Source organism: Nocardiopsis sp. CA-288880 (genome assembly GCF_050955985.1).
GTDB classification, from domain to species: domain Bacteria; phylum Actinomycetota; class Actinomycetes; order Streptosporangiales; family Streptosporangiaceae; genus Nocardiopsis; species Nocardiopsis tropica.
In genome coordinates this window covers 1,908,362-1,931,384 of sequence record NZ_CP192105.1, presented here as the reverse complement: position 1 = coordinate 1,931,384, position 23,023 = coordinate 1,908,362, and the positions used below count along the sequence as shown (strand labels likewise).

At 74.2% G+C, this 23,023-nt stretch carries 21 protein-coding genes and 1 riboswitch; of the genes, 13 read left to right on the top strand and 8 right to left on the bottom strand.

The window, feature by feature from the left end; all coding sequences use genetic code 11:
- Positions 1–65: 65 nt before the first annotated feature.
- The 4 genes from ACQPYD_RS08480 to ACQPYD_RS08465 all read left to right on the top strand — a co-directional run bounded on the left by ACQPYD_RS08480 (position 66) and on the right by ACQPYD_RS08465 (position 4,702).
- Entirely contained in the window at positions 66–1,157 is a 1,092-nt protein-coding gene (locus tag ACQPYD_RS08480; RefSeq protein WP_433700482.1) for a polyprenyl synthetase family protein, read from the top strand.
- 112 nt (positions 1,158–1,269) lie between these two features.
- On the top strand, positions 1,270–2,583 hold the full coding sequence (locus tag ACQPYD_RS08475) for a DUF418 domain-containing protein (protein WP_433700481.1): 1,314 nt from the start codon (positions 1,270–1,272) through the stop codon (positions 2,581–2,583).
- A 68-nt stretch (positions 2,584–2,651) separates the two neighbouring features.
- Complete coding sequence (locus ACQPYD_RS08470; protein ID WP_433700480.1) at positions 2,652–3,545, top strand: SDR family oxidoreductase; 894 nt, start codon at positions 2,652–2,654, stop codon at positions 3,543–3,545.
- A gap of 152 nt (positions 3,546–3,697) precedes the next feature.
- Entirely contained in the window at positions 3,698–4,702 is a 1,005-nt protein-coding gene (locus ACQPYD_RS08465; RefSeq protein ID WP_433700479.1) for a zinc-binding dehydrogenase, read from the top strand.
- A gap of 270 nt (positions 4,703–4,972) precedes the next feature.
- On the opposite strand, the gene thiE is transcribed toward ACQPYD_RS08465, so the two are convergent.
- On the bottom strand, positions 4,973–5,641 hold the full coding sequence (gene thiE, locus ACQPYD_RS08460) for a thiamine phosphate synthase (protein WP_433700478.1): 669 nt from the start codon (positions 5,639–5,641) through the stop codon (positions 4,973–4,975).
- 132 nt (positions 5,642–5,773) lie between these two features.
- On the bottom strand, positions 5,774–6,151 hold the full coding sequence (locus ACQPYD_RS08455; protein ID WP_267950307.1) for an Rv2175c family DNA-binding protein: 378 nt from the start codon (positions 6,149–6,151) through the stop codon (positions 5,774–5,776).
- A gap of 107 nt (positions 6,152–6,258) precedes the next feature.
- Positions 6,259–6,372: riboswitch (TPP riboswitch) on the top strand.
- A 28-nt stretch (positions 6,373–6,400) separates the two neighbouring features.
- On the opposite strand from ACQPYD_RS08455, the gene thiO reads away from it, so the two are divergent.
- The 7 genes from thiO (at position 6,401) to thiI (ending at position 14,722) form a co-directional block, all read left to right on the top strand.
- Positions 6,401–7,609, top strand: coding sequence for a glycine oxidase ThiO (gene thiO, locus ACQPYD_RS08450; protein WP_433701992.1), 1,209 nt, complete (start codon positions 6,401–6,403; stop codon positions 7,607–7,609).
- A gap of 8 nt (positions 7,610–7,617) precedes the next feature.
- Positions 7,618–7,833, top strand: coding sequence for a sulfur carrier protein ThiS (gene thiS, locus ACQPYD_RS08445; RefSeq protein WP_433700477.1), 216 nt, complete (start codon positions 7,618–7,620; stop codon positions 7,831–7,833).
- 2 nt (positions 7,834–7,835) lie between these two features.
- Entirely contained in the window at positions 7,836–8,618 is a 783-nt protein-coding gene (locus tag ACQPYD_RS08440; protein ID WP_433700476.1) for a thiazole synthase, read from the top strand.
- 480 nt (positions 8,619–9,098) lie between these two features.
- Entirely contained in the window at positions 9,099–11,066 is a 1,968-nt protein-coding gene (gene pknB, locus ACQPYD_RS08435; RefSeq protein WP_433700475.1) for a Stk1 family PASTA domain-containing Ser/Thr kinase, read from the top strand.
- A gap of 179 nt (positions 11,067–11,245) precedes the next feature.
- On the top strand, positions 11,246–11,902 hold the full coding sequence (locus ACQPYD_RS08430; protein WP_267948898.1) for a response regulator: 657 nt from the start codon (positions 11,246–11,248) through the stop codon (positions 11,900–11,902).
- Between the two features lie 164 nt (positions 11,903–12,066).
- Positions 12,067–13,092, top strand: coding sequence for a 6-phosphofructokinase (locus ACQPYD_RS08425; RefSeq protein WP_267948897.1), 1,026 nt, complete (start codon positions 12,067–12,069; stop codon positions 13,090–13,092).
- A 340-nt stretch (positions 13,093–13,432) separates the two neighbouring features.
- On the top strand, positions 13,433–14,722 hold the full coding sequence (thiI, locus tag ACQPYD_RS08420; protein WP_433700474.1) for a tRNA uracil 4-sulfurtransferase ThiI: 1,290 nt from the start codon (positions 13,433–13,435) through the stop codon (positions 14,720–14,722).
- Positions 14,723–14,788: 66 nt separating this feature from the next.
- Here thiI and aroF read toward each other — a convergent pair whose 3' ends face one another.
- A complete protein-coding gene (gene aroF, locus ACQPYD_RS08415; protein ID WP_267948895.1) occupies positions 14,789–15,835 on the bottom strand; it encodes a 3-deoxy-7-phosphoheptulonate synthase in 1,047 nt (348 codons plus the stop codon).
- Between the two features lie 384 nt (positions 15,836–16,219).
- Between aroF and ACQPYD_RS08410 the strand changes: the two genes are divergently transcribed.
- On the top strand, positions 16,220–16,873 hold the full coding sequence (locus ACQPYD_RS08410) for a molybdopterin-dependent oxidoreductase (RefSeq protein WP_433700473.1): 654 nt from the start codon (positions 16,220–16,222) through the stop codon (positions 16,871–16,873).
- On the opposite strand, the gene macS is transcribed toward ACQPYD_RS08410, so the two are convergent.
- Genes macS through ACQPYD_RS08395 form a run of 3 tightly spaced genes read right to left on the bottom strand, consistent with a single transcriptional unit; the run spans position 16,837 to position 19,862 of the window.
- Positions 16,837–18,099 (bottom strand): MacS family sensor histidine kinase, encoded by a 1,263-nt coding sequence (macS, locus tag ACQPYD_RS08405; protein WP_433701991.1) that lies wholly within the window; start codon positions 18,097–18,099, stop codon positions 16,837–16,839. The genes ACQPYD_RS08410 and macS overlap by 37 nt on opposite strands.
- Before the next feature lie 57 nt (positions 18,100–18,156).
- Positions 18,157–19,068 (bottom strand): hypothetical protein, encoded by a 912-nt coding sequence (locus tag ACQPYD_RS08400; RefSeq protein WP_433700472.1) that lies wholly within the window; start codon positions 19,066–19,068, stop codon positions 18,157–18,159.
- Positions 19,065–19,862: an alpha/beta hydrolase gene (locus ACQPYD_RS08395; protein ID WP_433700471.1), complete on the bottom strand. Its 798-nt coding sequence runs from the start codon at positions 19,860–19,862 to the stop codon at positions 19,065–19,067. The genes ACQPYD_RS08400 and ACQPYD_RS08395 overlap by 4 nt, the downstream gene beginning before the upstream one ends.
- A 404-nt stretch (positions 19,863–20,266) precedes the next feature.
- Between ACQPYD_RS08395 and ACQPYD_RS08390 the strand changes: the two genes are divergently transcribed.
- Positions 20,267–21,085, top strand: a complete 819-nt coding sequence (locus tag ACQPYD_RS08390; RefSeq protein ID WP_433700470.1) for a lysophospholipid acyltransferase family protein — start codon at positions 20,267–20,269, stop codon at positions 21,083–21,085.
- Between the two features lie 97 nt (positions 21,086–21,182).
- Here the strand turns inward: ACQPYD_RS08390 and ACQPYD_RS08385 are convergent, their stop codons facing one another.
- Positions 21,183–22,130, bottom strand: coding sequence for an ROK family glucokinase (locus ACQPYD_RS08385; protein ID WP_267948891.1), 948 nt, complete (start codon positions 22,128–22,130; stop codon positions 21,183–21,185).
- 141 nt (positions 22,131–22,271) lie between these two features.
- Positions 22,272–22,745, bottom strand: coding sequence for a hypothetical protein (locus ACQPYD_RS08380; RefSeq protein ID WP_433700469.1), 474 nt, complete (start codon positions 22,743–22,745; stop codon positions 22,272–22,274).
- Positions 22,746–23,023: the final 278 nt, after the last annotated feature.

Here is a 23,023-nt window from a genome sequence, read left to right as displayed (position 1 = left end):
CCCCGGCGGAGCGTGTCGGCCGAACCGGGGTGAGGACGCCCCGAACAGCCGATAACGTGCAGGACATGGCCCCTTCCTCTTCTTCCACTTCCGCACTCTCCCCGTCCGTCTTCGCGGCCCGCCCCGCGGTGGACCGCGAGCTGGCCGGATTCGGCGCCGCGCACCGCGAGCTGGTCCTGGGGATCGGCGAGGAGCTGGCACCCGCCATGGACGCCCTGGAGGCGATGCTCGCCGGCGGCAAGCGCCTGCGCCCGACCTTCTGCTACTGGGGGTGGAGGGGCGCCGGGGGCGCCGCCGACGACGAGCGGCTGATCCGTGCCGCCGCGTCCCTGGAGTACCTCCAGGCGTGCGCGCTCATCCACGACGACGTGATCGACAACAGCGACACCCGCCGCGGTCTGCCCGCCACCCACAAGCGGCTGGCCGGGCTGCACGCCGACCAGGGGTGGAGCGGCGACGGCGACGGGTTCGGCCGGGGGGCGGCGATCCTCATCGGCGACCTGTGCCTGGTCTGGTCGGACGAGATGTACCAGGCCAGCGGGTTCCCGCCGGAGGTGCTGCGGGAGGGGCGGCGCCCCTTCGACGCGATGCGCACGGAGGTGATGGCCGGGCAGTACCTGGACACCCTGGAGCAGGTGCGCAGCACGAGCACCCGCGAGGCCGCCCTGCGCGTGATGCGGTACAAGTCGGCCAAGTACACGGTGGAGCGCCCCCTGCACCTGGGTGCGGCCCTGGCGGGCCGGTACGAGGAGCTGGCGGGGGTCTACACGGACTACGGCCTCCCGCTGGGCGTGGCCTTCCAGCTGCGCGACGACGTCCTCGGCGTGTTCGGCGACCCGTCCACCACGGGCAAGCCCGCCGGCGACGACCTGCGGGAGGGCAAGCGCACACTCATCGTCGCCGAGACGCTGGCCCGCACCGGGGCCGCCGACGGCGAGCGCTTCGCCTCCCTGCTGGGCGACCCGGACCTGTCGGTGGACGCGGTCGAGTGGATGTGCGGGCTGATCGAGGGCTCGGGCGCGCTGCGCGCCTGCGAGGACCTCGTCGAGGAGTACGCCGGACAGGCCGTGGCCGCCCTGGACAGCCCCGAGCTGGACGCGGACGCCCGCGAGCCGCTGCGCGCCCTGGTGGTGGCGGCGACCGCGCGCACCCACTGAACCCGCACCCCTGAGGGGATATTCAGGGGCTTCCCAGCGCGAAAGTACGTTGTGCCCGACTTCGTCCTCCGGTTGAATCGTCGAAAGCCCTAGCGCGACCGGAGGACACCCCATGTCTGGGCACACCGTCTCTCGAGGCCCGGCGGACGCGGGTGAACGGGCGCTCGCCCCCGACCTGGCACGCGGGTTCATGCTCCTGTTCATCGCGATCGCCAACACCGTCTGGTACCTGTGGGCCGTTCCCATGGGCGGCCTGAGCGCCCACCCCGAGCCCGGGGGCGTGCCGGACGCGGCGGCGCAGTTCTTCACCGTCGTCGCGGTCGACGGGCGCAGCTACCCGATGTTCGCGTTCCTGTTCGGCTACGGCATGGTGCAGCTCGCGCGGCGCCAGGAGGCCGCGGGAGCGGACGCGGGGGCCGTCGACGCGCTGCTGCGCCGCCGCAACCTGTGGCTGCTCGCGTTCGGCCTCGTGCACGCGCTGCTGCTGTGGATGGGCGACGTCCTGGGCGCCTACGGACTGGCCGGCCTGCTCCTGGGCTGGCTGTTCCTGCGCCGCAGGGACGCCACCCTGCTGGTGTGGGCCGGGGTCCTGACCGGCTTCATGCTGCTGCTGTCGGCCGCCGGCCTGGTCGGCCTGGCGCTCATGCCCGCGGACCAGCCCGCGATGGCGGGTCCGGGCATGGACGACATGGCCTCCAACATCGGCAACCCCTCGATCCTGGGCGCCGCGATCGGGCGGCTGTCGGTGTGGCCGCTCATCGTGCTCGGCCAGGGCCTGCTCGGCCTGACCGTGCCCACGGCGATCCTGCTCGGCTTCTGGGCGGCGCGCCGCCGGATCCTGGAGGAACCGGGCCGCCACCTGGTCCTGCTGCGGCTGACGGCCGCCGCCGGCATCTCCCTCGGATGGCTGGGCGGCGTCCCCTCCGCGCTCGCCCAGGTCGGGGCGTGGGACCTGACCGTCTCCCAGGGCGGCATGCTGGCCCTGCCCCACATGGTGACCGGCCTGGCCTGCGGCATCGGCTACGTGGCGCTGACCGCCCTGGTCGCCCACCGGATCCAGGCGGGCGGCCGCGGGCCCGGCCCGGTGGCGACCGCGCTGAGCGCGACCGGCAAGCGGTCGCTGTCGGCGTACCTCGCCCAGTCGGTCCTGTGCGCGCCGGTCCTGACCGCCTGGGGGCTGGGCGTCGCGGCCCACCTGTCGCCGTGGTCGATGTTCCTGTTCGCGGTGGGGGTCTGGCTGGTGACGGTGGCCGGCGCGTACGCGCTGGAGCGCGCGGGCAGGCGGGGCCCGGCCGAGGTGCTGCTGCGCCGGCTGGCCTACCGGGGGACCGGACGGGGGTCGTCGGAGGGCGCTCCCGGAGGCGACGGCACAGGTCCTCCCGCGGGGCCCGGCGGGGGGAAGGGCCAAGAGCGCACCACCCCCTGACCCGGACGCGCAAAAAGCCGCGTGCCGATGAGTGCCCGGCAGGCCCTCGTACCTCAGGATGGGGTGTCATGGGCGACGATCACATGACAAACCACACCATAGGTGTGACCGGGGCGACCGGGGCGCTGGGCGGGCGGGTGGCAGCCCGGATCGCACGGCTCGGATTGGCGCAGCGCCTCATCGTGCGCGACATCAACCGGGCGCCGGAGTACCCGGGCAGCACCGCGGCGATGGCGGCCTACGAGGACACGGCGGGCTTCGAGCGGGCCTGCCGGGGTGTGGACACACTGTTCCTGGTCTCGGCGACCGAGTCCGAGGACCGGATGGACGTCCACCTGAGCGCGGTGGACGGGGCGGTCCGCGCGGGGGTGTCCCGGATCGTCTACCTGTCCTTCCTGGGGGCCGGTCCGGCCGCCGTGTTCACGTTCGCGCGCACGCACTTCTACACCGAGGCCCACATCAGGTCGACGGGGGTGCGGTACACGTTCCTGAGACCCAGCCTGTACCTGGACCTGCTGCCCGGCTGGGTGGGGGACGACGGCGTGGTGCGCGGCCCGGCCGGTGACGGCCGGGTCGCGTGGGTGTCCCGTGACGACGTGGCGGACGTGGCGACGGCGGTGCTGACCGACCCGGCGACCGCGCTCGCCTCGGAGGACACGACCCACGACGTCACCGGCCCGGAGGCCCTGACCCTCGGGGCCACGGTCGACAAGCTGGGCACGCTCACCGGCCGCTCCGTCCGCTACGTGCCGGAGACCTGGGAGGAGGCGCTGGAGTCGCGCCGCGCCACCGGCGCCCCGGAGTGGGCCGTCGAGGGATGGGCCTCGTCGTACGCCGCGATCGCCGCGGGTGAGCTCGACGAGGTCGCCCCGACGGTGCCCAAGCTGACCGGACACCCGGCCCAGTCCATCGAGGGGTTCCTCCGGCGCCATCCGAGCGCCCTGTCGCACGTCGGGGTCTGAGCACCGCCCGCCCGCCACCGCCGCGCCCCGTGCGCGGCGGTTTCGTCGTCCCGGGGGCTTCTCCCGCACCGGGACTTGACCTCAATATTACTTGAAGTACCAGGCTGGGCACCGCCGGCGGAGAGCACGGCGCGACAGCGAGGAGATCTGGTATGCGAGCGGTACGGGTGGACGGGTTCGGCGGCCCCGAGGTCCTGGTGGCCCGGGAGGTGCCCGAACCGGAGCCGGGACCCGGGCAGGTCGTGGTGGAGGTGGCGGCGTCCAACGTGATGTACCTGGACACGCTGGTCCGCAGCGGGTGGGGGCTGGACTACTTCCCGGTGGAGCCCCCGTACGTGCCGGGCGCGGGGGTGGCCGGGACCGTGGTCCGGGTCGGCGAGGGGGTGGCCCCGGAGAGGGTCGGCGCGCTGGTCGTCACCGACACCGGCCGTGCCGCCCCCGAGGGGGGCGAGCCCGTGCCCCCCTTCGGCGGGTACGCCCAGCGGGTCGCCGTCCCGGCGTCGGGACTGGTCGACGTCCCGGAGGGCCTGGACCCGGAGCAGGCGCTGGCGCTCCTGCACGACGGGCCCACCGCCCTCTCGCTGGAGCGCAGCGGCGGGTTCGGCCCCGGCACGTGGGTGCTCGTGCTGGCGGCGGCGGGCGGGGCCGGCAGCCTGGCGGTCCAGCTCGCCGCCGCGGCCGGGGCGCGCGTCGTGGGAGCCGCCCGGGGCCCGGAGAAGCTGGCCCTCGCCCGTGGGCTGGGGGCGGAGGCGGTCGTGGACTACTCCGAGCCCGGATGGGTGGAGCGGGTCCGCGAGGCCACCGGCGGCGCGGGCGCCGACGTGGTCCTGGACGGGAGCGGCGGCGACCTCGGCGAGGCGGCGTTCGGCGCCGTGGCCGACGGCGGACGCTTCCTCTCCTACGGCTCCGCGGGGGGCCGCTTCTCCGAGGTGGACGCCGGGGAGGCGGAGCGCCGCGGGATCGAGGTGTTCGGCCTCTTCGACCTGGAGGACGGGAAGCAGGGGCCGAGCGGCGACGTGCGCCGGATCCTGGAGATGGCCCGCTCCGGGCGGGTGCGACCGCACGTGGGGCTGACGCTGCCCCTGGAGCGGGCGGAGGAGGCCCACCGGGCGCTGGAGGAGCGCCGGGTCCTGGGCAAGGTGCTCCTCGTGCCGTGAGGCCGGTGGGACGGACCACCGGCCGGGCGCGCGGCCGCGAGGCCGCCGTCCCGGGGCCCCTCCCCCGGCGGCGGGGCGGACGCACCGCCCGAACAGCCTGCCGGCCGGGAGGGCGCGGACGCGCGGGCGGCCGTCGACGGGGCTCAGCGCGGCGACCGCGGCCACCGGTCCGCGCGGGGGCCGCGGTGGCGCCGCCGCCCCGGCCCCCTCCCCCGGCGGCGGGACGGCGTCCTCGCCCTCACGGGGCCCGGCGGGGCCGGGAAGTTCCGCTCAGCCCCCGGTGCGGGCGGTCAGTCGCTCGCGCAGCCCGGCCGCGGCGGCCCGGGGGTCCTCGGCCTCGGTGATCGCGCGCACGACCACGACCCGGCGGGCGCCCGCCTCCACCACGGCGTCGATGTTGGTCGCGTCGATCCCGCCGATGGCGAACCACGGGCGGTCCGCGCCCAGTGCGGCGGCGCGTTCGACCAGGGACAGGCCCGCCGCGGGGCGGCCCGGCTTGGTGGGGGTGGCCCAGGTGGGGCCGACGCAGAAGTAGTCGCTCCCGGCCTCCTCCGCGGAGGAGGAGGCAGCCGCGATGTCGTTGTTGGAGCGGCCGATCACGGGGTCCGCCCCGATGATGTCGCGGGCCATCGGCACCGGCAGGTCGCGCTGGCCCAGGTGCAGGACGTCGGCGCGCACCGCGCGGGCGATGTCCGCGCGGTCGTTCACCGCAAGCAGGGCCCCATGCCGCTCACAGGCCTCCCGCATGACCTCCAGGGCCGCGATCTCCTCGCGGGCCTCCAGCCCCTTGTCCCGGAGCTGGATGATGTCCACCCCTCCAGCCAGGGCCGCGTCGGCGAACTCGGCGAGATCACCGCGCCCGGTCCGGGCGTCGGTGCACAGGTACAGAAGGGATGCGTCCAGGCGCTTGCGCAGGCTGGTTCCGTGGCTGGTCCTCACCCCGCCCACCCTAGGCCCTCGCCGGCCGGCCCCCCGAGGGGAGGCCGCCCGACGGCGCGCCGCGCCGCGTTCCGCGGATCGTTCCGGACCCGCGTCCGCCGACGCCCGCCGGGAGCGCCCACGGACCACGCGCTAGAAGGCCATGCTCTGGGCGCGGCGGCGCACCTCGGTGCCCCGGTTCTCGCGCATCGCCTGGATGGGCGTGCCCGGCAGGGTGTCGTCGGGGGTGAAGAGCCAGCGCAGGGCCTCCTCCGTGGAGAAGCCCGCGTCGGTCAGCAGCACCAGGGTCCCGGGCAGCCCCTTGACGAGGTCGTCGCCGTCGATGAAGGCGGCGGGGACGGACAGCTGCCCTCCGCGGACCACACCCATCATGCGGTTCTCGCGGATCAGGGTCTTGATCCGGTTGGGGCTCACGCCGAGCGGCGCGGCCGCCTCCTTCAGGGTCAGCCACTCGCCGACCAGCGTGTCGATGTCGATGTCGCTTCGTGTCACCCTCCCAATCTGCCACATCCGCACCGGGCCCGGACACCTTCCGGGGCCGCGGGGGCCGGGCGCCGTGGAGATCCCCACCACTGCCACGCATTCCGGGAGGAGGTTCTAGGATGGGGACAGACCTCTGCACATCCCGCGGGAGCCGGGTGGGACCCGGCTGAGAGGGAGGCTGTGAGCCTCCGACCGCACGAACCTGATCCGGGTCATGCCGGCGAAGGGAGTGGGAACAGCGCCGTGCGCACGAAGAACGACCCCCGCCGCGCAACGATTCGTCCTACCAATGACGGCCCCGGGGACGCGCCGGAGCGGACCGTCGTCGTGGTCGGCGGCGGCCTCGTGGGGAGGGTCACCGCCTGGCGGGCCGCCCAGGAGGGCCTCCGCGTCACCCTGGTCGAACCCGACCCCGTGACCGGCCCCGCCGGCGCCCGTGCCGCCTCCACCGTCGCGGCGGGCATGCTCACCCCGGCCACCGAGGCCGTGTTCGGCGAGGAGCCCCTCATGGAGTTCGGGGTCCGCTCCGCGGGCATGTACCCCGGGTTCGTCGCCGAACTGGAGGCGGCCGCCGGGATCCGCGTGGGCTACCGCACCACCGGGACCCTCCTGGTGGCCTTCGACCGCGACGACATGGCCGTCCTCACCGACCTGCACCGGCTCCAGGAGCGCCTGGGCATCGCCACCGAGCGCCTGACGAGCCGCGAGTGCCGCCGGCTGGAGCCGGTGCTCGCCCCGTCCGTGCGCGGCGGAGTGCTCGCCCCCGACGACCACTCCGTCGATCCCCGGCTGCTGCTGCGCGCCCTGGCCGCGGCGGGCGGACGCGCGGGAGTCACCGAGACCGCCGGGCGGGCGGAGGAGGTCACGGCCCCCGGCCCCGGGGGCTCCCGGCTGGGCGTGCGCTTGGACGACGGCCGGGTCCTGCCCGCCCACCAGGTCGTCCTGGCCGCAGGCTGCTGGAGCGACCGCGTCACGGTGCCCGAACCGGTGGTGCCGCCGCTGCGCCCGGTCAAGGGCCAGCTCCTGCGCGCCCGGGTGCCGGCCGGAGAGGCGCCCCTCGTCGGCCGCACGGTCCGGGGCCTGGTGAGGGGCTTCACCACCTACCTGGTGCCGCGCGCCGACGGAGAGGTGGTCATCGGCGCCACCCAGGAGGAGCTGGGCTACGACACCTCGCTCACCGCCGGGGGCCTCTGGCAGGTCCTGAGGGACGCGCGCGAGCTCGTCCCGGGGGTGACCGAGCTGGAGGTCACCGAGACCTGTGTGGGACTGCGCCCGGGCTCACCGGACAACGAGCCCCTGCTGGGGCCGACCCGGGTCCCCGGCCTGCACCTGGCCGCGGGGCACTTCAGGCACGGGGTCCTGCTGACCCCGGCCACCGGGGAGGCCATGGCGCGCGCCCTCACCACGGGCGCCCTGCCGGAGTACGCGCGCAGGTTCGCCGCGGACCGGGCGTCCGGCGACGCGCACACGACGACGTGGGAGTAGGAGAGGCAGTGCAACTCATCATCAACGGCGACCTCCGCGAGTTCGCCGACGGCACGACCGTGGAGGCGGTCGTCCGCGACCTGACCGCGCCGGGCGGCGGCACGATCCCCGGCGGGATCGCCGTGGCCGTCAACGACGAGGTGGTGCGCCGGGCCGCGTGGGCGGACGGCGCGCTGGGCACGGGCGACCGCGTGGACGTCCTCACCGCGGTCCAGGGAGGCTGAGCATGAGCGGACACGGAACCGGACACGTCGAGGACCCCCTGGTGATCGCCGGGACCTCCTTCGGCTCGCGGCTGATCACCGGCACCGGCGGGGCGCCCTCCCTGGAGGTCCTGGAGGAGGCCCTGGTGGCCTCCGGGACCGAGCTGACCACCGTGGCCATGCGCAGGGTCTCCCCCGGCGCCCGGGGGTCGGTGTGGGACGTGCTGTCCCGCAACAGGATCCGCGCGCTGCCCAACACCGCCGGGTGCTTCACCGCGGCGGACGCGGTGCGCACCGCCCGGCTGGGACGCGAGGCCCTGGGCACGGACTGGGTGAAACTGGAGGTCGTGGCGGACGAGCACACCCTGCTGCCCGACCCGGTGGAGCTCCTGGACGCCGCCGAGCAGCTGGTGGACGAGGGGTTCACCGTCCTGCCCTACACCAACGACGACCCGGTGCTGGCCCGGCGCCTGGAGCAGCTGGGGTGCGCGGCGGTGATGCCGCTGGCCGCGCCGATCGGCTCCGGGCTGGGGATCCGCAACCCGCACAACCTCGAACTGATCGTGGAGGGCGCGGGTGTCCCCGTGATCGTGGACGCCGGGATCGGCACCGCCAGCGACGCCGCCCTCGCGATGGAGCTGGGCTGCGACGCGGTCCTGCTGGCCACGGCCGTGACCCGCGCGCAGGACCCTGTGCGCATGGCCGCCGCGATGCGCGACGCCGTCCGGGCCGGCCGGGGCGCCCGCCTGGCCGGGCGCATCCCGGTGCGCCGGCACGCCCTCGCGTCGTCCCCCGCGGTGGAGTAGCGCCCGGCGCCGGGGCGCGGCCCGCCGCCGCGCACGCCCCGGGAGGGCCGCCGGCCGCGTGTCGCGCCGGGCCGGGGCGCACGGGGCGCGTGTTCCGTCCGGGCGTGACCGGTCCCACCCGGGCCGTCCCGCCGGGACGGACCTCCGGGGCCGCGACGCCGCGGGGACCGGGCCTCCCGGTTCCCGGACCGGGGGCCCGGCGCGCACCGGGCCCGCGAGGTCCGGAGCGCCGTTCCCGGAACGTTTGGAACCGTCCCCTAACGTGGGATGGGTGTGCGGCCCGACGGAGGGCACCGCACGCTCGCCGATGAACCAGGCGCGAACGCCCGCCACCGAGGGTGGGGAGGCGCGACGCGACCGCGAACCGCGGGGCAGACCTGGCGTGGGCTTCCGCTATCGTGTCGGTTCGACACCCGGTGTCGGGTACGCGCCACCAACCGCGACAGCCCGCGCTCCCCGCAGCAAGGACACTACTCCGCCGTGGACATGACGACTTCCGACCCGCTCGTAGGCGCGACCCTCGACCGACGCTACTTCGTCGAGTCCCGGATCGCCGGAGGCGGGATGGCGACCGTCTACGTCGCCCACGACCTGAGGCTGGACCGCCGCCTGGCGTTGAAGGTGATGCACCCGTCGCTGGCACAGGACCCCACCTTCGTCCAGCGCTTCATCAACGAGGCGCACTCGGTCGCCAAGCTCTCCCACCCCAACGTCGTCCAGGTCTTCGACCAGGGTGAGGACCAGGGACACGTGTTCCTGGCGATGGAGTACGTGCCCGGCCGCACCCTGCGCGACCTGCTCAAGGCCCGCGGACGCCTGTCCCCGCACGAGGCCCTGAACGTCATGGCGTCGGTCCTGGCCGCGCTCGGCGCCGCCCACCAGGCGGGCATGGTCCACCGCGACGTCAAGCCCGAGAACGTCCTCCTCACCGAGGACGGCCGGGTCAAGGTGGCCGACTTCGGCCTGGCGCGCGCCGTGGAGCAGTCCAACCAGGGCCTCACCCGGACCGGCACCCTCATGGGCACCGCCGCCTACCTGGCGCCGGAGCAGATCGAGAAGGGCGTCGCCGACGCCCGCAGCGACGTGTACGCCGCGGGCATCATGTTCTACGAGCTGCTGACCGGCGGCCAGCCGCACACCGGCGAGACGCCCATCGCGATCGCCTACCAGCACGTCAACGAGGACGTGCCCCGCCCCTCGCACTTCCTTCCGGGCCTCCCGCCCGAGGTGGACGCGCTGGTCACCAAGGCCACCGAGCGCGACCCCCGCTACCGTCCGGGCAACGCGGGCCAGTACCTGGCCAAGGTGCTGGAGGTCCTGCACCGCCTGCCGGCGCAGGCCCCCGGCGGCGAGGCGCCGCTCGCACCCGTCGCCCCGACCGCCGCGACGGCGTCCGTCACCGCCCCCCAGCTCATCGCGGGCGGGGCGGGACCGGGCACCGAGAACGCCACCATGGTCGTGGACATGAACAGCGCGGGGCTGCGCGACGACGGCTACGACGGGGACGACTACGACGACTACCCGGACGAGCGCGACGCCCCGCGGCGCCGCGGGCTGCTGATCGGGATCGGCGCCGCCGCCCTGGCACTGGTGCTGCTCCTCACCGGCTGGTGGTTCCTCGTCGGGCGGTTCGAGTCCGTGCCGGACGTGGTGGGGCAGAGCCCCGAGGCCGCGCGCGAGGCCATCCTCGACGAGGGGCTGGTCTACACGCTCGCGGAGGAGCCCGTCTACAGCGACGCCGAGCCGGGCAGCGTCGGCCGGACCGATCCCGGACAGGGCGAGCGCCTGTCGCCCGGGGACGAGGTGACCGTGTACGTCTCCCAGGGCCCGCAGAACGTGACCATGCCCGACCTGGCGGGCGAGGACGCCGCGAACGCCCTCGCGGCGCTGGAGGACCTCGGGTTCTCCCCGGACAACCTCGAACAGGTGGACGTCGACGACGAGGACGTCCCGCCCGGCGAGGTGATCTCCACCGACCCGGAGGCGGGCGCCGAGGCCGACCGGGAGGGCACCGTCACGGTCACCGTCAGCCGCAGCATCTCCGTTCCGGCCGTGGTCGGCCAGGAGCAGGGCGCCGCCCGGACCGCCCTGGAGGAGCTCGGTCTGACCGTCAGGGTGGTCGAGGAGGAGAGCGAGGACGTCGACGAGGGCCTCGTGATCCGGCAGAGCCCGGACAACGGCGCCAGCGTGGGAGCCAACGGCGAGGTCACCCTGACCGTCTCCACCGGCCCCCCGGGCGTCACGATCCCCGACGTGGTCGGCATGCCGGTGCGGGACGCCGAGGAGGAGCTGGAGGACGCGGGCTTCGACGTGAACGTCGAGCGCGTCCTCGGCGGCAGGGTGGTCTCCCACCAGTCGCACACGGGCGAGGCGCCGGAGGGCACGGAGATCACGATCACCGCGACCCCGGGCGGCATCGACTTCGGGGAATTCGAAGAGGACGACTGACGCGCATGCCCGGGACCGGGCGTGCGGGCAGGGGCGTGCGGGCCGGTCCGGCCCGCACGCCCCTGCTCCGTTCCGCCCCCCGGACGGCGGCGGGGCCGGCGCGCCCCTGCGCCGACACGTCCCGCACGGGCCCGCGGACCGCCGGCACGGGGCCGCCCCGGTCGGGATAGGGTCCCTGCATGGCGACCGAGGAGATCCGGGTACTGGTGGTGGACGACCACCCGATGTGGCGCGAGGCGGTCGCGCGCGACCTGGGCGAGGCCGGGATCGAGGTGGTGGGGACGGCGGGCGACGGCGCCAAGGCGCTGCGCATCGCCCCGGCCGCGCGCCCCACCCTGGCGGTGGTGGACCTGCACCTGCCGGACATGACCGGGGTCGAGCTGACGGCGGGCCTCGTCGCGATGCCCGAGCCCCCGCAGGTACTGGTCCTGTCCGCGAGCGGGGCCGGCGACGACGTGCTGGCGGCCGTGAAGGCCGGGGCCACCGGCTACCTGGTCAAGTCGGCGGGGCGGGACGAGCTGCTCGACGCGGTGCGCCGCGTGAACACCGGCGAGGCCGTGTACACCCCGGGTCTGGCCGGACTCGTGCTGGGCGAGTACCGCAGGCTGTCGTCGTCCGACCGCGTCCGGGAGCCCCGGGCGCCCGCGCTGACCCCGCGTGAGACCGAGGTGCTGCGCCTGGTCGCCAAGGGGCTGGCGTACAAGCAGATCGCCCAGCGCCTGACCATCTCCCACCGCACCGTGCAGAACCACGTGCAGAACACCCTCACCAAGCTGCACCTGCACAACCGGGTGGAGCTCGTGCGGTACGCGATCGACCAGGGCCTGGACGAATAGCGGACAGTGCCCCCGCCCGGTTCCGGTCGCGCTCCCACGCGTACGGCGACGGCGTTCCGGGACTGTTCGCCTCCCCGGGTTGGCCACGGGGAGCCGGGCCCACTATGGTCTAGACCATATGGCGTCTCGCGCCGTGGGAACACACAACGTCGAGGAGAATTCGTATGCGAGTCGGGGTGCTGACCGGTGGCGGAGACTGCCCTGGTCTGAACGCGGTCATCCGCGCCGTGGTCCGCAAGGGCATCAAGGACTACGGGTACGAGTTCATCGGCTTCCGGGACGGCTGGCGCGGACCGCTGGAGGGCGACACCGTTCCGCTGAACGTCGAGTCCGTGCGCGGCATCCTCCCCCGGGGCGGCACCATCCTGGGCTCGTCCCGCACCAACCTCATGAAGATCGAGGGCGGTGTGGAGCGCGTCAAGGACAACATGGCCGCGCTCGGCGTCGACGCGCTGGTCGCCATCGGCGGCGAGGACACCCTGGGCGTGGCCCGCCAGCTGCACGACCGCGGCGTCAACGTCGTGGGCGTGCCCAAGACCATCGACAACGACCTCAACGCGACCGACTACACCTTCGGTTTCGACACGGCCGTGAACATCGCCATGGAGGCGATCGACCGCCTGCACACCACGGCCGAGTCGCACCACCGCGCCCTCGTCGTGGAGGTCATGGGACGCCACGCCGGATGGATCGCCCTGCACTCGGGCATGGCCGCCGGCGCCAACGTCATCCTCATCCCGGAGCGCCCCTTCGACATCGACGACGTCGTCAAGCACGTCGAGAGCCGCTTCCAGACCCAGTACGCGCCGATCATCGTCGTCGCCGAGGGCGCGCACCCCAAGGAGGGCCAGATGGAGCTGGCCACCGGCGAGACCGACTCCTTCGGGCACGTGCGCCTGGGCGGCATCGGCCAGCGCCTCGCCGAGGAGATCGAGAAGCGCACCGGCAAGGAGGCGCGCTCGGTGGTCCTGGGGCACGTGCAGCGCGGCGGCACCCCCACCGCGTTCGACCGCGTGCTGGCGACCCGCCTGGGCGTGAACGCCATCGAGGCCGTGCACGACAAGTCGTTCGGCAAGATGGTCGGCCTCCAGGGCACCGCCATCGTCCGCGTCGACCTGGCCGAGGCCACCGACACCCTCAAGACGGTCCCGGCCGAGCGCTACGAGGAGGCCGAGGTCTTCTTCGGCTAGGCCCGCCGCGAGCTCCGGGAGCGCCCACGACACGGGCCGGAACCGTCGGAACACGGACCTCCGGTGCCTCCCGGACACCACCGGCCCCGTCGGCCGACAGCCACGCGCGGCGGCCCCGGGCCGGTGAGCGCCCTCTTCCCAGCTCCCAGGGGAGGGGGCGCGTCCGCGTCCGGGACCGCCGCAACACTGTGTTTACCGCCGCATGCCCTCCCACCCCGTCGGAAAACGGTTCGAGCGGTCGGGGGGATGTTCGATACTGGAGGGCGGCGCTGGACACCCGGTTCCACCGCCGACGCTCCCACCTCGTACCGGGCCGTAGGCATTCACCGGAGGTAGCACCATGTCCGCGTCGCTCGAGTCCGCGCCGCTCCCCGTCGCCGAGGTAGGAGCCGAGGCCGGGCTGGGCGAGCTCTGCGTGCTCATGAAGCTCGGCGAGATCGTCCTCAAGGGCTCCAACCGCAAGCTGTTCGAGCGGCGGCTCCACAACAACATCCGCGCCTCCGTGCGCGACCTGGGCGAGGTCCGCCTCTCCCAGCGCGGCGCGGGCGTCATCATCGTCCGCAAGCCCGGCGCCTCCGACCTGGAGGTCGCGGAGATCGCCGACCGCATGGCCAACGTCATGGGCGTGGTGTGGGTGCACCTGGTCCGCCGGGTGGCCAAGGACCTGGACGCCATCACCGACATCGGCGTGCGCTCCCTGGCCGGGCGCCAGGGCTCCTTCGCGGTGCGCGCGCGCCGCCGCGACAAGCGCTTCGGGATGACCTCCTCCGAGCTGGCCGGGTACCTGGGCTCCAAGGTCATCGAGGCGCACGGCTACCCCGTGAACCTGAAGCGGCCCGACAACACCCTGTACGTCGAGGTGGACAAGGACGAGGCGTTCGTGTTCACCGACGGCATCCCGGGCCAGGGCGGCCTGCCCGCGGGGATGAGCGGTCGCGGACTGGTGCTGATGTCCGGCGGGATCGACTCCCCCGTGGCCGCGCACCGGATGATCCGGCGCGGGCTCAAGGTCGACTTCCTGCACTTCTCCGGGATGCCGTTCACCGGCCCCGAGTCCATCTACAAGGCCTACAGCCTGGTCCGCCAGCTGGACCGCTACCAGGTGGGATCGCGCCTGTTCGTCATCCCCTTCGGCAAGGCCCAGCAGCAGCTGAAGAGCTCCGGCATCGAACGGCTCCAGATCGTCGCCCAGCGGCGCCTGATGCTCAAGACCGCGGAGGCCCTCGCCGACGACCTCGGCGCCGAGTGCCTGGTCACCGGGGACGCCCTCGGCCAGGTCTCCAGCCAGACCATGACCAACCTCACCGCGCTGGACGACGCCGTCGACCTGCCGATCCTGCGCCCCCTCGTCGGGATGGACAAGACCGAGATCATGGACCAGGCCCGCAGGATCGGCACCCTGGCCATCTCGGAGCTGCCCGACGAGGACTGCTGCACCATGCTGACCCCGCGCCAGGTCGAGACCGCCGCCAAGATCCCCGACCTGCGCCAGATCGAGAAGCGCCTGGACGCCGAGGAGCTGGTCGAGCACCTGGTCACCACGGCCCAGGTGCACAAGCCGAGCTTCCTCGGCGACGCCGCGCCCAAGCGCCTCGACGGCGCGAGCAAGCCCGCCGCCGCCCGCCTCTGACACGGGCGCCGCGACGGCTCCGCCCCGCCACGTCCGACGTGGCGGGGCGGAGCCGTCGCCACGGCCTCAGAGACCGGCCAGCTCGCGGCCGGGCGCCGGGGTGAGGGTGCGCCCGCTCAGGGCGGCGAGGGTGCCGGCCAGGTCGCGCAGCTGTGCCAGGTCCTCCTCCAGGAGGGCCTGAGGACCGTCGCACAGGGCGGTCTCCGGGTGCGGGTGCACGTCCACGATGACGCCGTCGGCGCCGACCGCGACCGCCGCGCGGGACAGCGGGAGCACCAGTTCGCGCTTGCCGCCCGAGTGGGACGGGTCGACGATGACCGGCAGGTGGGACAGGTTCTGGGCGACCGGGACCGCGCTGATGTCGAGCGTGTTCCGGGTGGCCTTCTCGAAGGTGCGGATGCCGCGCTCGCACAGGACGATGTCGAGGTTGCCCCGCTGGGCGATGTACTCGGCCGCCATCAACCACTCCTCGATGGTGGCGCTCATCCCCCGCTTGAGCATGACGGGCTTGCCCGCGTCGCCCGCCGCCTGGAGCAGGGCGAAGTTCTGCATGTTGCGGGTGCCGATCTGGAGCATGTCGGCGTAGGAGGCGACGAGCTCGACGTCGGCGGCGTCCACCACCTCGGTGACGACGGGCAGGCCGGTCTCCTCGCGGACGTCGGCGAGGATCTTCAGCCCCGCCTCGCCCAGCCCCTGGAAGGCGTACGGCGAGGTCCGCGGCTTGTACGCGCCGCCGCGCAGCAGGGAGGCGCCCGCGGTGAGGGCCATCCTGGCTGCCTCGAGGGTCTGCTCCGGGGTCTCGACGGCGCACGGGCCGGCGATGACGGTGACGTTGTCCCCTCCGATCGGCACCCCCCGGACGCTGACGACGCTGCGGCTGTCGTGGTTCTCGCGGCTCACCAGCTTGTACGGCGCGGAGATGCGCAGGACGTCGCTGACACCGGGCTTCGCGGCCAGGCCCAGGTTCTGGAACCGCTCGACGTCCCCGACCAGGCCGATGATCGTACGGCTGACCCCTCGGGTCACGTAGGCCTCGCCTCCGGAGGAGGTGACCAGTTCGACGAGCGAGTCGATGTTGTCGGGGGTGGCGTCCGGCGCCATCACGATGACCATGTGGTTCGTCCCTAGCTGCTTGTCGGTGGGAGTGGCGGGACCGGTTCGCGCCCGGGACACGAAAAAACCCCGGGCTCTACCGGCCCGGGGCTCAAGTCGTCTGTGTCAGCGCAGCGCTTTACAGGCGACCGGGGTATCGGGCCGGTAGCCATAAAAGCGCCAAAAGTTCCGCTGCATGGCTGTGACTATAGCGCACGGTCGCGGCGTGCCCGCACGCACGGGGCGAGTGACCTGGCTCTCGTCGGCGCCTGGCAGGATGGCCGGACGCCGCGTTCCCCCGCGGCGGACGGGACAGGGAGGTCCCGGCGGGGGACACGCCCGACCCGTCGGCAGGGGCGTAGTGCAAGGGCCGGGCGGCCGGAGCGGGACGAGCAGGGGGACGTGTTGTCCGAGGGAGCGGACGGGGACGGCGGTGCGGGGGAGGAACGCGCCGGGCGCGCCGGGGGGTCCGGGATCCCGCCGGGCCAGGCCGTACGGTACGAGCACAGACCGCTGCACTACGGGCCTGTCCCCGTCTTCCGGCCGCACAGGTGGGACTTCCGGGTCATGGGCGCGACGGAGACCCTGGGCTCCTACCGGTGGACGTGGGAGGAGTTCGGCACGCTGCCCCGCACCGACTCGGTGAGCGACTTCCACTGCGTGATGCGGTTCAGCGTCCCCGGCGTCCCCTGGGGCGGGGTCCGCGCCCTCGACCTGGTCTCCGCCGCTCCCCCGGCCCCCGAGGTGACGCACGTGATGGCCTGGGGGGAGTACGGGTACAGCGCCAACCTGCGCCTGGACGACTTCCTGTCCGAGCAGGTCCTCCTGGCCACCCACCGCGACGGGGAGCCCCTCGCCCCCGAGCACGGCTTCCCGCTGCGGCTCGTGGTCCCCCACCTCTACGGGTGGAAGAGCGTGAAGTGGCTCCGCGCGGTGGAGTACATGACCGCCGACCGGCGGGGGTTCTGGGAGGAGCGCGGCTACCACAACCGCGCCGACCCGTGGAGCGAGCAGCGGTTCTCCTACCAGGAGGAACCGGGCCACGGGCCTCCCCTCTGAGGCGGGTCCCCCCGGGGGACGCGCATCTCCACCTCCGTTCCCTGCCCCGGGACCGAGACGTACTCGACGGTTCCCCCCAGGTCCCGCACACGCCCCCGGATGGACTGGGCCACGCCGAGGCGGCCGTCCTCGTGCGCCTCCTCCAGCCGGCCCGGCGCGATCCCCGGCCCCTCGTCGCGCACGGACACGGTCACCCCGTCGGGCTCGTCCTCCAGCAGCACCCAGGCACGGGTGCCGCCGGGGCAGTGCCGCTCCACGTTGTCCAGGGCCGCCAGGACCGCGGCGGTCAGCTCCTCGGCCGTGTGCGCGGGGAGGAGGACGGGGGAGGCCGGCGCGGACACCGAGACCCGGGACGACTCCGCCCTGCGGACCTGTTCGCGCAGGTCCACGGGGGCGCCGTCGAACCCCGCTCCCGGCCCGCCGCCCCGGGGCCCTCCCCCGGACCGCGGGCCGGCGTGCACGGCCGCGGCGCGGGCGGCCGCGCCGTCCCGTGCGCCGGCGCCCCGCGGCGTCCCGCGGGTCCCCGGCGCCCCCGCACGCGCGGCGCCGTCCCCGGACGGGTCCCCGCCCGGGAGCCCGTCCGCGACGAGGGCGCGCAGCCGCACCTCCTGCTCGCCCGCCATCCGGCCGAGCTCGGCGGCCTCGCCGCCGGCCTCGGCCCCGCGCCGGCTGACGAGGGCGAGCACCTGGAGCACGGAGTCGTGGATCGAGCGGGCGAGCTGCTCCCGCTCACGGAGGCGGGCCTCCAGGGAGACCGCCTGGGCGAAGCGCCGCTCCGCCTGTTCGGCGACCTTGGCCATGTACCCGACGACCAGGGACGCCAGCAGCAGGAGCACGACCCCCCGTGCGGTGGCGGCGGTGATGTTCGCGTCCATGACGACGCGCAGCGTGAGGTCGGCGAAGCCGTAGAGGAGGGCGACGACACCGGCTCCGCGCCGTCCCCAGATGACGGCGGCGGAGAGCGCCGCCCCCGCGAACCAGTAGCCGCTCAGGGGCGGGGCCTGGGTGAGGTAGAAGGGCGTGGCGGCGGCGGCCGTCGCGAACATGCAGGCGAACGCCACGGCCAGGTCGGCGGTGAGCAGGCGCCAGGTGCGGTGCTCGGGGCGCGCGTAGCCGTAGGTGGCGGCCACGGTCCACACGGCCATGGCCGCCAGGACCGTCCACGCGACCCAGGGCCTGGTCAGGGCTCCGTGGTTCTGGACCAGGAGGATGAGGGAGTAGACCAGGGTCGCGGCGCGGAAGACGGCGAACGCGCGCCAGAGGGGGACGTCGAAGCCCAGCGGTCAGACCACCGCCCCGTTGTCCGGCCCGTTGTCCCCGGGCGGCCGCGAGTCGGTCATGCGGAGGATGAGCACGACGAAGCTGGCGAGGAACGCCACCACGGCGAGGAACATCATCCAGTTCGGCAGGGAGACGCCGGCGAACGCCGCGCCGAACACCAGCACGGGTCCGCCCAGCAGTCCGAACCAGGCGGCGATGCCGACCCGGTCGCCCTTGAGCAGGGGAGGCGGGGGCGGGGGCTCGTAGTGGCCCTCCAGCTCCGCCTCGGCCCGGCGCCGAGCGTCCTCGTCCTCGTCGTCCTCCCCTGCCGCGTCGGGAGGGCCGCCGGCGAGCAGGTCGCCGTCGGGGGCGCCGCCTGCCCCGGGCCCGGTGTCCTCGCGCCGGTCGGAGGCCCCGAGGTTCTCGGCGTCCGGCCAGGCCACGCGGGTGGGCCGGTCGGAGGCGTCCTCGTCGTAGAAGCGCGCCACCAGGTCGTTCCAGACCTGGTCCTCGTCGGAGGGCCCGGCCTGCGCGGCGTCGGGGTCGCCGAGCGGCCCGTCGAGCAGGTCGCCGCCCGCGGGGCCGTCGGCCTGGGCGTCGGGGGCGGCCCCGCCCTCCGCGCCGTCGGCCTCGGGCCTGGAGTCCCCGTGCGGTGCGAGCAGGTCCGGGTCGGAGTGGCCCAGGTCGGGCAGCTCGGCGCCCAGGACCCGTTCCGCCGCGGCCCGCTCCTCGGCATCCACGTAGAGGTGGTCGGTGGGCGGGTCGTCGGCCCCGCCTCCGGACGGATCCAGGACGTCCTCGTTCAGGGGCACCGCGTAGGCGGCGATCCCGCTGCGTCGCAACGCCTCCAGCATCGTGTCGGCGTGCGACGGCGCGAGCAGGATGAGGGGCACGTAGGCGTCGGCGAGCAGGCCGTTTCCCCGACGTTGCGTCATCGGTCGGCTCCTTCCCCGCTTCTACGGTGCTCCCGCACGAAGGCGAGGCTTCCGTCGAAGATGGCGGCGGCGTCATGGTCGAGGGTCGCCACGTGGTAGCTGTCGTGCAGCAGGTGGATCGTCAGCCGGGTGTTGACCGCTCTCCTAGCGAGGATACGCAGACTCCGCGGTCCGACGACGTGGTCCTGGGTACTGCGATAGGCCAGAATCGGCGCTCGCAAACCGGACATGCCCTCCTGAACTGCGCGCCACAGCTTCGGGAGTGTCGCGGCGGCCGCGGTGGGGACCCGGTCGTACCCGCCCTCGGTCGTGTCGTCCTTGGAGACGTCGCTGGAGAGTCCCGGCGTGGAGGGCATGATCCGCGAGGCGAGGCGGCGGACCGGCGCGATGAACGGCAGCCTCGCGTCCTCCAGGGCCAGGGACGGGTTGACCAGCACCGCCCCGCGCACGAGGTCCGGGTGCTCCTGGGCCAGGCGCAGGGTGAGGGCCCCGCCCATGGACAGCCCCATGACGTACACCTCCTCGCAGCGCGTGGCCAGGTCCAGCAGGGCCCGTTCGGCCTCGGCGAACCAGTCGTCGCTGGTGGTGAGGTTCATGTCCTGCCAGACCGTGCCGTGCCCGGGCAGGAGGGGGATCTCCACGCTGCACCCCGCGGCGGCGAGGTGCTCCCCCCAGGGGCGCATCGAGTACGGGGACCCGGTGAATCCGTGACAGAGCAGTACGCCGACCTCCGACCCGCGGTGGCTGAAGGGCTCCGCCCCGGGGATGAGGGGTACGGTGTCGGTCGGTCTCACGGAGCGGCTCCAGGGGATCGTGCGGTGCGCGTCGGTGTCGGCGGTGCCGGCGTCGGCCGTGGACCGGGCGCCGCGGGGCGGCCCGGCCCCCGACTCCAGCCGTGAGGCTAGCCGCTCGGCGGAGTGTTTGTCATGGGTGCACACTAACGCCCCGGCCTCCGGGGGCGAGAGGGGCACAGCGCACTGCGGGGGCCGACTGAGTATCCTCGACTGGGTCGGGCCGAGAGCCCGTTTGGGGGCACTTTGGCAGTTGCCCCCGCACGGTGGGAGGATGGCGCACGTCAGGCGGCGGCTCCGACGTCCTCCCGGGGCGCGAGCCCTTCTGGCAATGTCGGTCGAGCGGGACAGTGAATCGTGGCAGGCCCTGCCCAGTCCTCCCCGCGTGTGCAGGGGTGATCTGAGCGATGTTCTACTGGGTGGTCAAGGCGTTCCTGGGGCCGATCCTGGCCGTACTGTGGCAGCCGCGCGCGGAGGGCGTGGAGAACGTGCCGCGGCGCGGTCCGGCGATCATGGTCAGCAACCACCTGTCCTTCTCGGACCACTTCTTCGGTCCGCTGCCGCTGCCGCGCAAGATCACCTTCCTGGCCAAGTCCGAGTACTTCACCGGCACGGGCGTGAAGGGGCTGCTGAGCCGGGCGTTCTTCACCGGCGTGGGCCAGATCCCGATCGACCGGTCCGGCGGCAAGGCGAGCGAGGCGGCGCTCCGCACCGGCCTGCGGGTCCTCAAGCGCGGCGACCTGCTGGGCATCTACCCGGAGGGCACCCGCTCCCCGGACGGCAAGCTGTACCGCGGCCGTACCGGCGTGGCGCGGCTGGCCCTGGAGTCCAAGGCCCCCGTGGTGCCGATGGCGATGATCAACCTGGAGAAGATCATGCCTCCCGGCCGCACCGTCCCCAAGCTGGGCGTGCGGCCCAAGGTCAAGTTCGGCAAGCCGCTGGACTTCTCCCGCTACGAGGGCATGGAGACGGACCCGCGCGTGCTGCGGGCCGTCACCGACGAGATCATGTACGCGCTGATGGAGCTGTCCGGCCAGGAGTACGTGGACCGCTACGCGCAGTCGATCAAGGCGGAGCTGGAGGCCGAGGCCAAGGAGGCGCGGCGCGAGCAGCACGCCGGCGACAAGGACCGCAGGCGCGCCGAGCGCGAGCGCCGCAAGGAGGAGCGCCGGGCCCGCAAGGAGGAGAAGCGGGCCGCGCGCAGCGGCGACGACGCGAAGGAGTAGCCCTCCCCCACGGCGTACGGAGCGGGTCCCCGTGACGGCACGGGGACCCGCTCCGTACGTGCGTCGGGCCGGCGGCCCGGGGCCGGGGCGCGGCGGGTCAGTGGCGGGCGAGGTCCCCGGCTCCGACGATGCCGGCCTCACCGCCCAGTTCGGCCAGGCGCACCTCGGCCAGGCGTCGGCCGGGCCGGCCCGACACGTGCCGGGCGAAGGAGGCGCGGACCGGGTCCAGCAGGATCGACCCGGCGTCGGAGACCCCGCCGCCCAGGACGAAGCACTCCGGGTCCAGGATGGCGGCCAGGTCCGCGAGTCCCAGCCCGACCCACTCCCCGACGATCCCGAAGCACTCCAGCGCGGCCTGGTCGCCCTCCAGGGCCGCCTGGGTGATGACGTGCCCCTCCACCTGCTCGACGACCCCGTCGGCCAGCTTGAGCATGCGCTCGGCGGCCCGGGGGTCGGTGCGGGCCCGGTCCTGCCCCTCCGCGACCAGGGCCCGGCCGCTGGCGTACTGCTCCCAGCACCCGTGGTTGCCGCAGGCGCAGCGGCGCCCGTGCGGGACCATCCGGTAGTGGCCGACCTCGGCGGCCACGCCGAAGCGGCCGCGGTGCAGGGCCCCGCCCATGACCAGGCCCCCGCCGATGCCGGTGCCCAGGGTGACGCAGACGATGTGGTCGCTGCCGCGCCCGGCGCCGAACCGGGCCTCCGCCCAGGCCGCGGCGTTGGCGTCGTTCTCGATGACCACCGGCAGGCCGACGCGCTCCTGGACGCGCTCCTTGAGGGGTTCGTCGTGCAGCCCCAGGTTGACCGCCACCTGGATGGTCGCGCGGTCCTCGTCGACGAACCCGGCCACGCCCACGCCGACGGCCCGGACGGACTCCGGCTCCTGCCTGCCGCACAGCTCGGCGACGGCCTTGGCGACGACGTCGGCCAGGCCCTCCGGGTCGGCGGCGGGGGTGGGGTACTTGACCTTGTCGAGGATCTGCCCGTCGCGGTCGACGACCCCGGCGGCGACCTTGGTTCCGCCGATGTCTACGCCGATGGTCAGCATGGGGGCTGCTCCTTCGCACTTACGCCCGAACTCTGACATAAGTCTCAAGGTTCATGGCAGAGGGTTTTCAAATGGTGTAAACCATTCGATTAAACCAGGCCGGAGGCGACCCCCGACACCCCGGGAGCGAAAGCCGCCGGGCTAACCCCGCTCCCCCGCCCCGGCCTGCCCGTCCGCGGCCTCCGGGACCCCGTCGGGCGTCGGCGCCGGCGGCCCGGCGGCGGGGCCCCTCCCGGCCTCCCGGCGCCCCGCGTCGTCCGCGCGGCCCTGCTCCAGGGAGCGCTCGACCACGCCCCAGGTGCGGCCGAGGGCGTCGAAGGCGGCCAGCCCCGCGCGCCCCAGGTGGCCGGCGACCTCGGGGGCGGACCTGCGCACGATGTCGAGGACCTCCTCCAGCGGGGGCCGCTCCTCCTCGCTCTCCAGCCGGATCGCCTCCTCCCACACGTCCCCCTTGGCCGGGGGCGCGGAGGTGACGGCGGCGACCCCGCGCTTCACCCCGGCCACCAGGAGTCTGCGCTGGAGGGTGTCGACCAGCCTCAGCGCGTCGTCGATGAGGTCCGGGGCGTCCCCCCGTCCCGCACCCGAACCGCCGTCGCGACCGGTGTTCTCCGCCATGTCCGCTTCCTCTCCTCGCGCCGCTTTCCTGGCTTCACGGTAACCGGCCCCGGCGGGCCCGGCGGGCTTTCTCAGGGCAGGTTCAGGGACGGGCCAGGGATGAGCCGGGGCTCCCCCGGCGTTGTCGCAGACGGCGGGGCGTCCGCCTGCAGAGCGTGACGAACCACCTCATTCAACTCATATGACACAGAGTTAACGTGATGTGCACAAAGACCATGGCAGGCGTATAGTCTCGCGTGCGTACGCGAAGTCAGCGGAATCACCCTCCTGACCTGCGC

Coding starts and splice junctions, on each gene's coding strand:
- ACQPYD_RS08480 (WP_433700482.1), top strand. CDS start 66: ATGGCCCCTTCCTCTTCTTCCACTTCCGCACTCTCCCCGTCCGTCTTC.
- ACQPYD_RS08475 (WP_433700481.1), top strand. CDS start 1,270: ATGTCTGGGCACACCGTCTCTCGAGGCCCGGCGGACGCGGGTGAACGG.
- ACQPYD_RS08470 (WP_433700480.1), top strand. CDS start 2,652: ATGGGCGACGATCACATGACAAACCACACCATAGGTGTGACCGGGGCG.
- ACQPYD_RS08465 (WP_433700479.1), top strand. CDS start 3,698: ATGCGAGCGGTACGGGTGGACGGGTTCGGCGGCCCCGAGGTCCTGGTG.
- ACQPYD_RS08455 (WP_267950307.1), bottom strand. CDS start 6,151: ATGTGGCAGATTGGGAGGGTGACACGAAGCGACATCGACATCGACACG.
- ACQPYD_RS08440 (WP_433700476.1), top strand. CDS start 7,836: ATGAGCGGACACGGAACCGGACACGTCGAGGACCCCCTGGTGATCGCC.
- ACQPYD_RS08430 (WP_267948898.1), top strand. CDS start 11,246: ATGGCGACCGAGGAGATCCGGGTACTGGTGGTGGACGACCACCCGATG.
- ACQPYD_RS08425 (WP_267948897.1), top strand. CDS start 12,067: ATGCGAGTCGGGGTGCTGACCGGTGGCGGAGACTGCCCTGGTCTGAAC.
- thiI (WP_433700474.1), top strand. CDS start 13,433: ATGTCCGCGTCGCTCGAGTCCGCGCCGCTCCCCGTCGCCGAGGTAGGA.
- aroF (WP_267948895.1), bottom strand. CDS start 15,835: ATGGTCATCGTGATGGCGCCGGACGCCACCCCCGACAACATCGACTCG.
- ACQPYD_RS08400 (WP_433700472.1), bottom strand. CDS start 19,068: ATGACGCAACGTCGGGGAAACGGCCTGCTCGCCGACGCCTACGTGCCC.
- ACQPYD_RS08390 (WP_433700470.1), top strand. CDS start 20,267: ATGTTCTACTGGGTGGTCAAGGCGTTCCTGGGGCCGATCCTGGCCGTA.
- ACQPYD_RS08385 (WP_267948891.1), bottom strand. CDS start 22,130: ATGCTGACCATCGGCGTAGACATCGGCGGAACCAAGGTCGCCGCCGGG.
- ACQPYD_RS08380 (WP_433700469.1), bottom strand. CDS start 22,745: ATGGCGGAGAACACCGGTCGCGACGGCGGTTCGGGTGCGGGACGGGGG.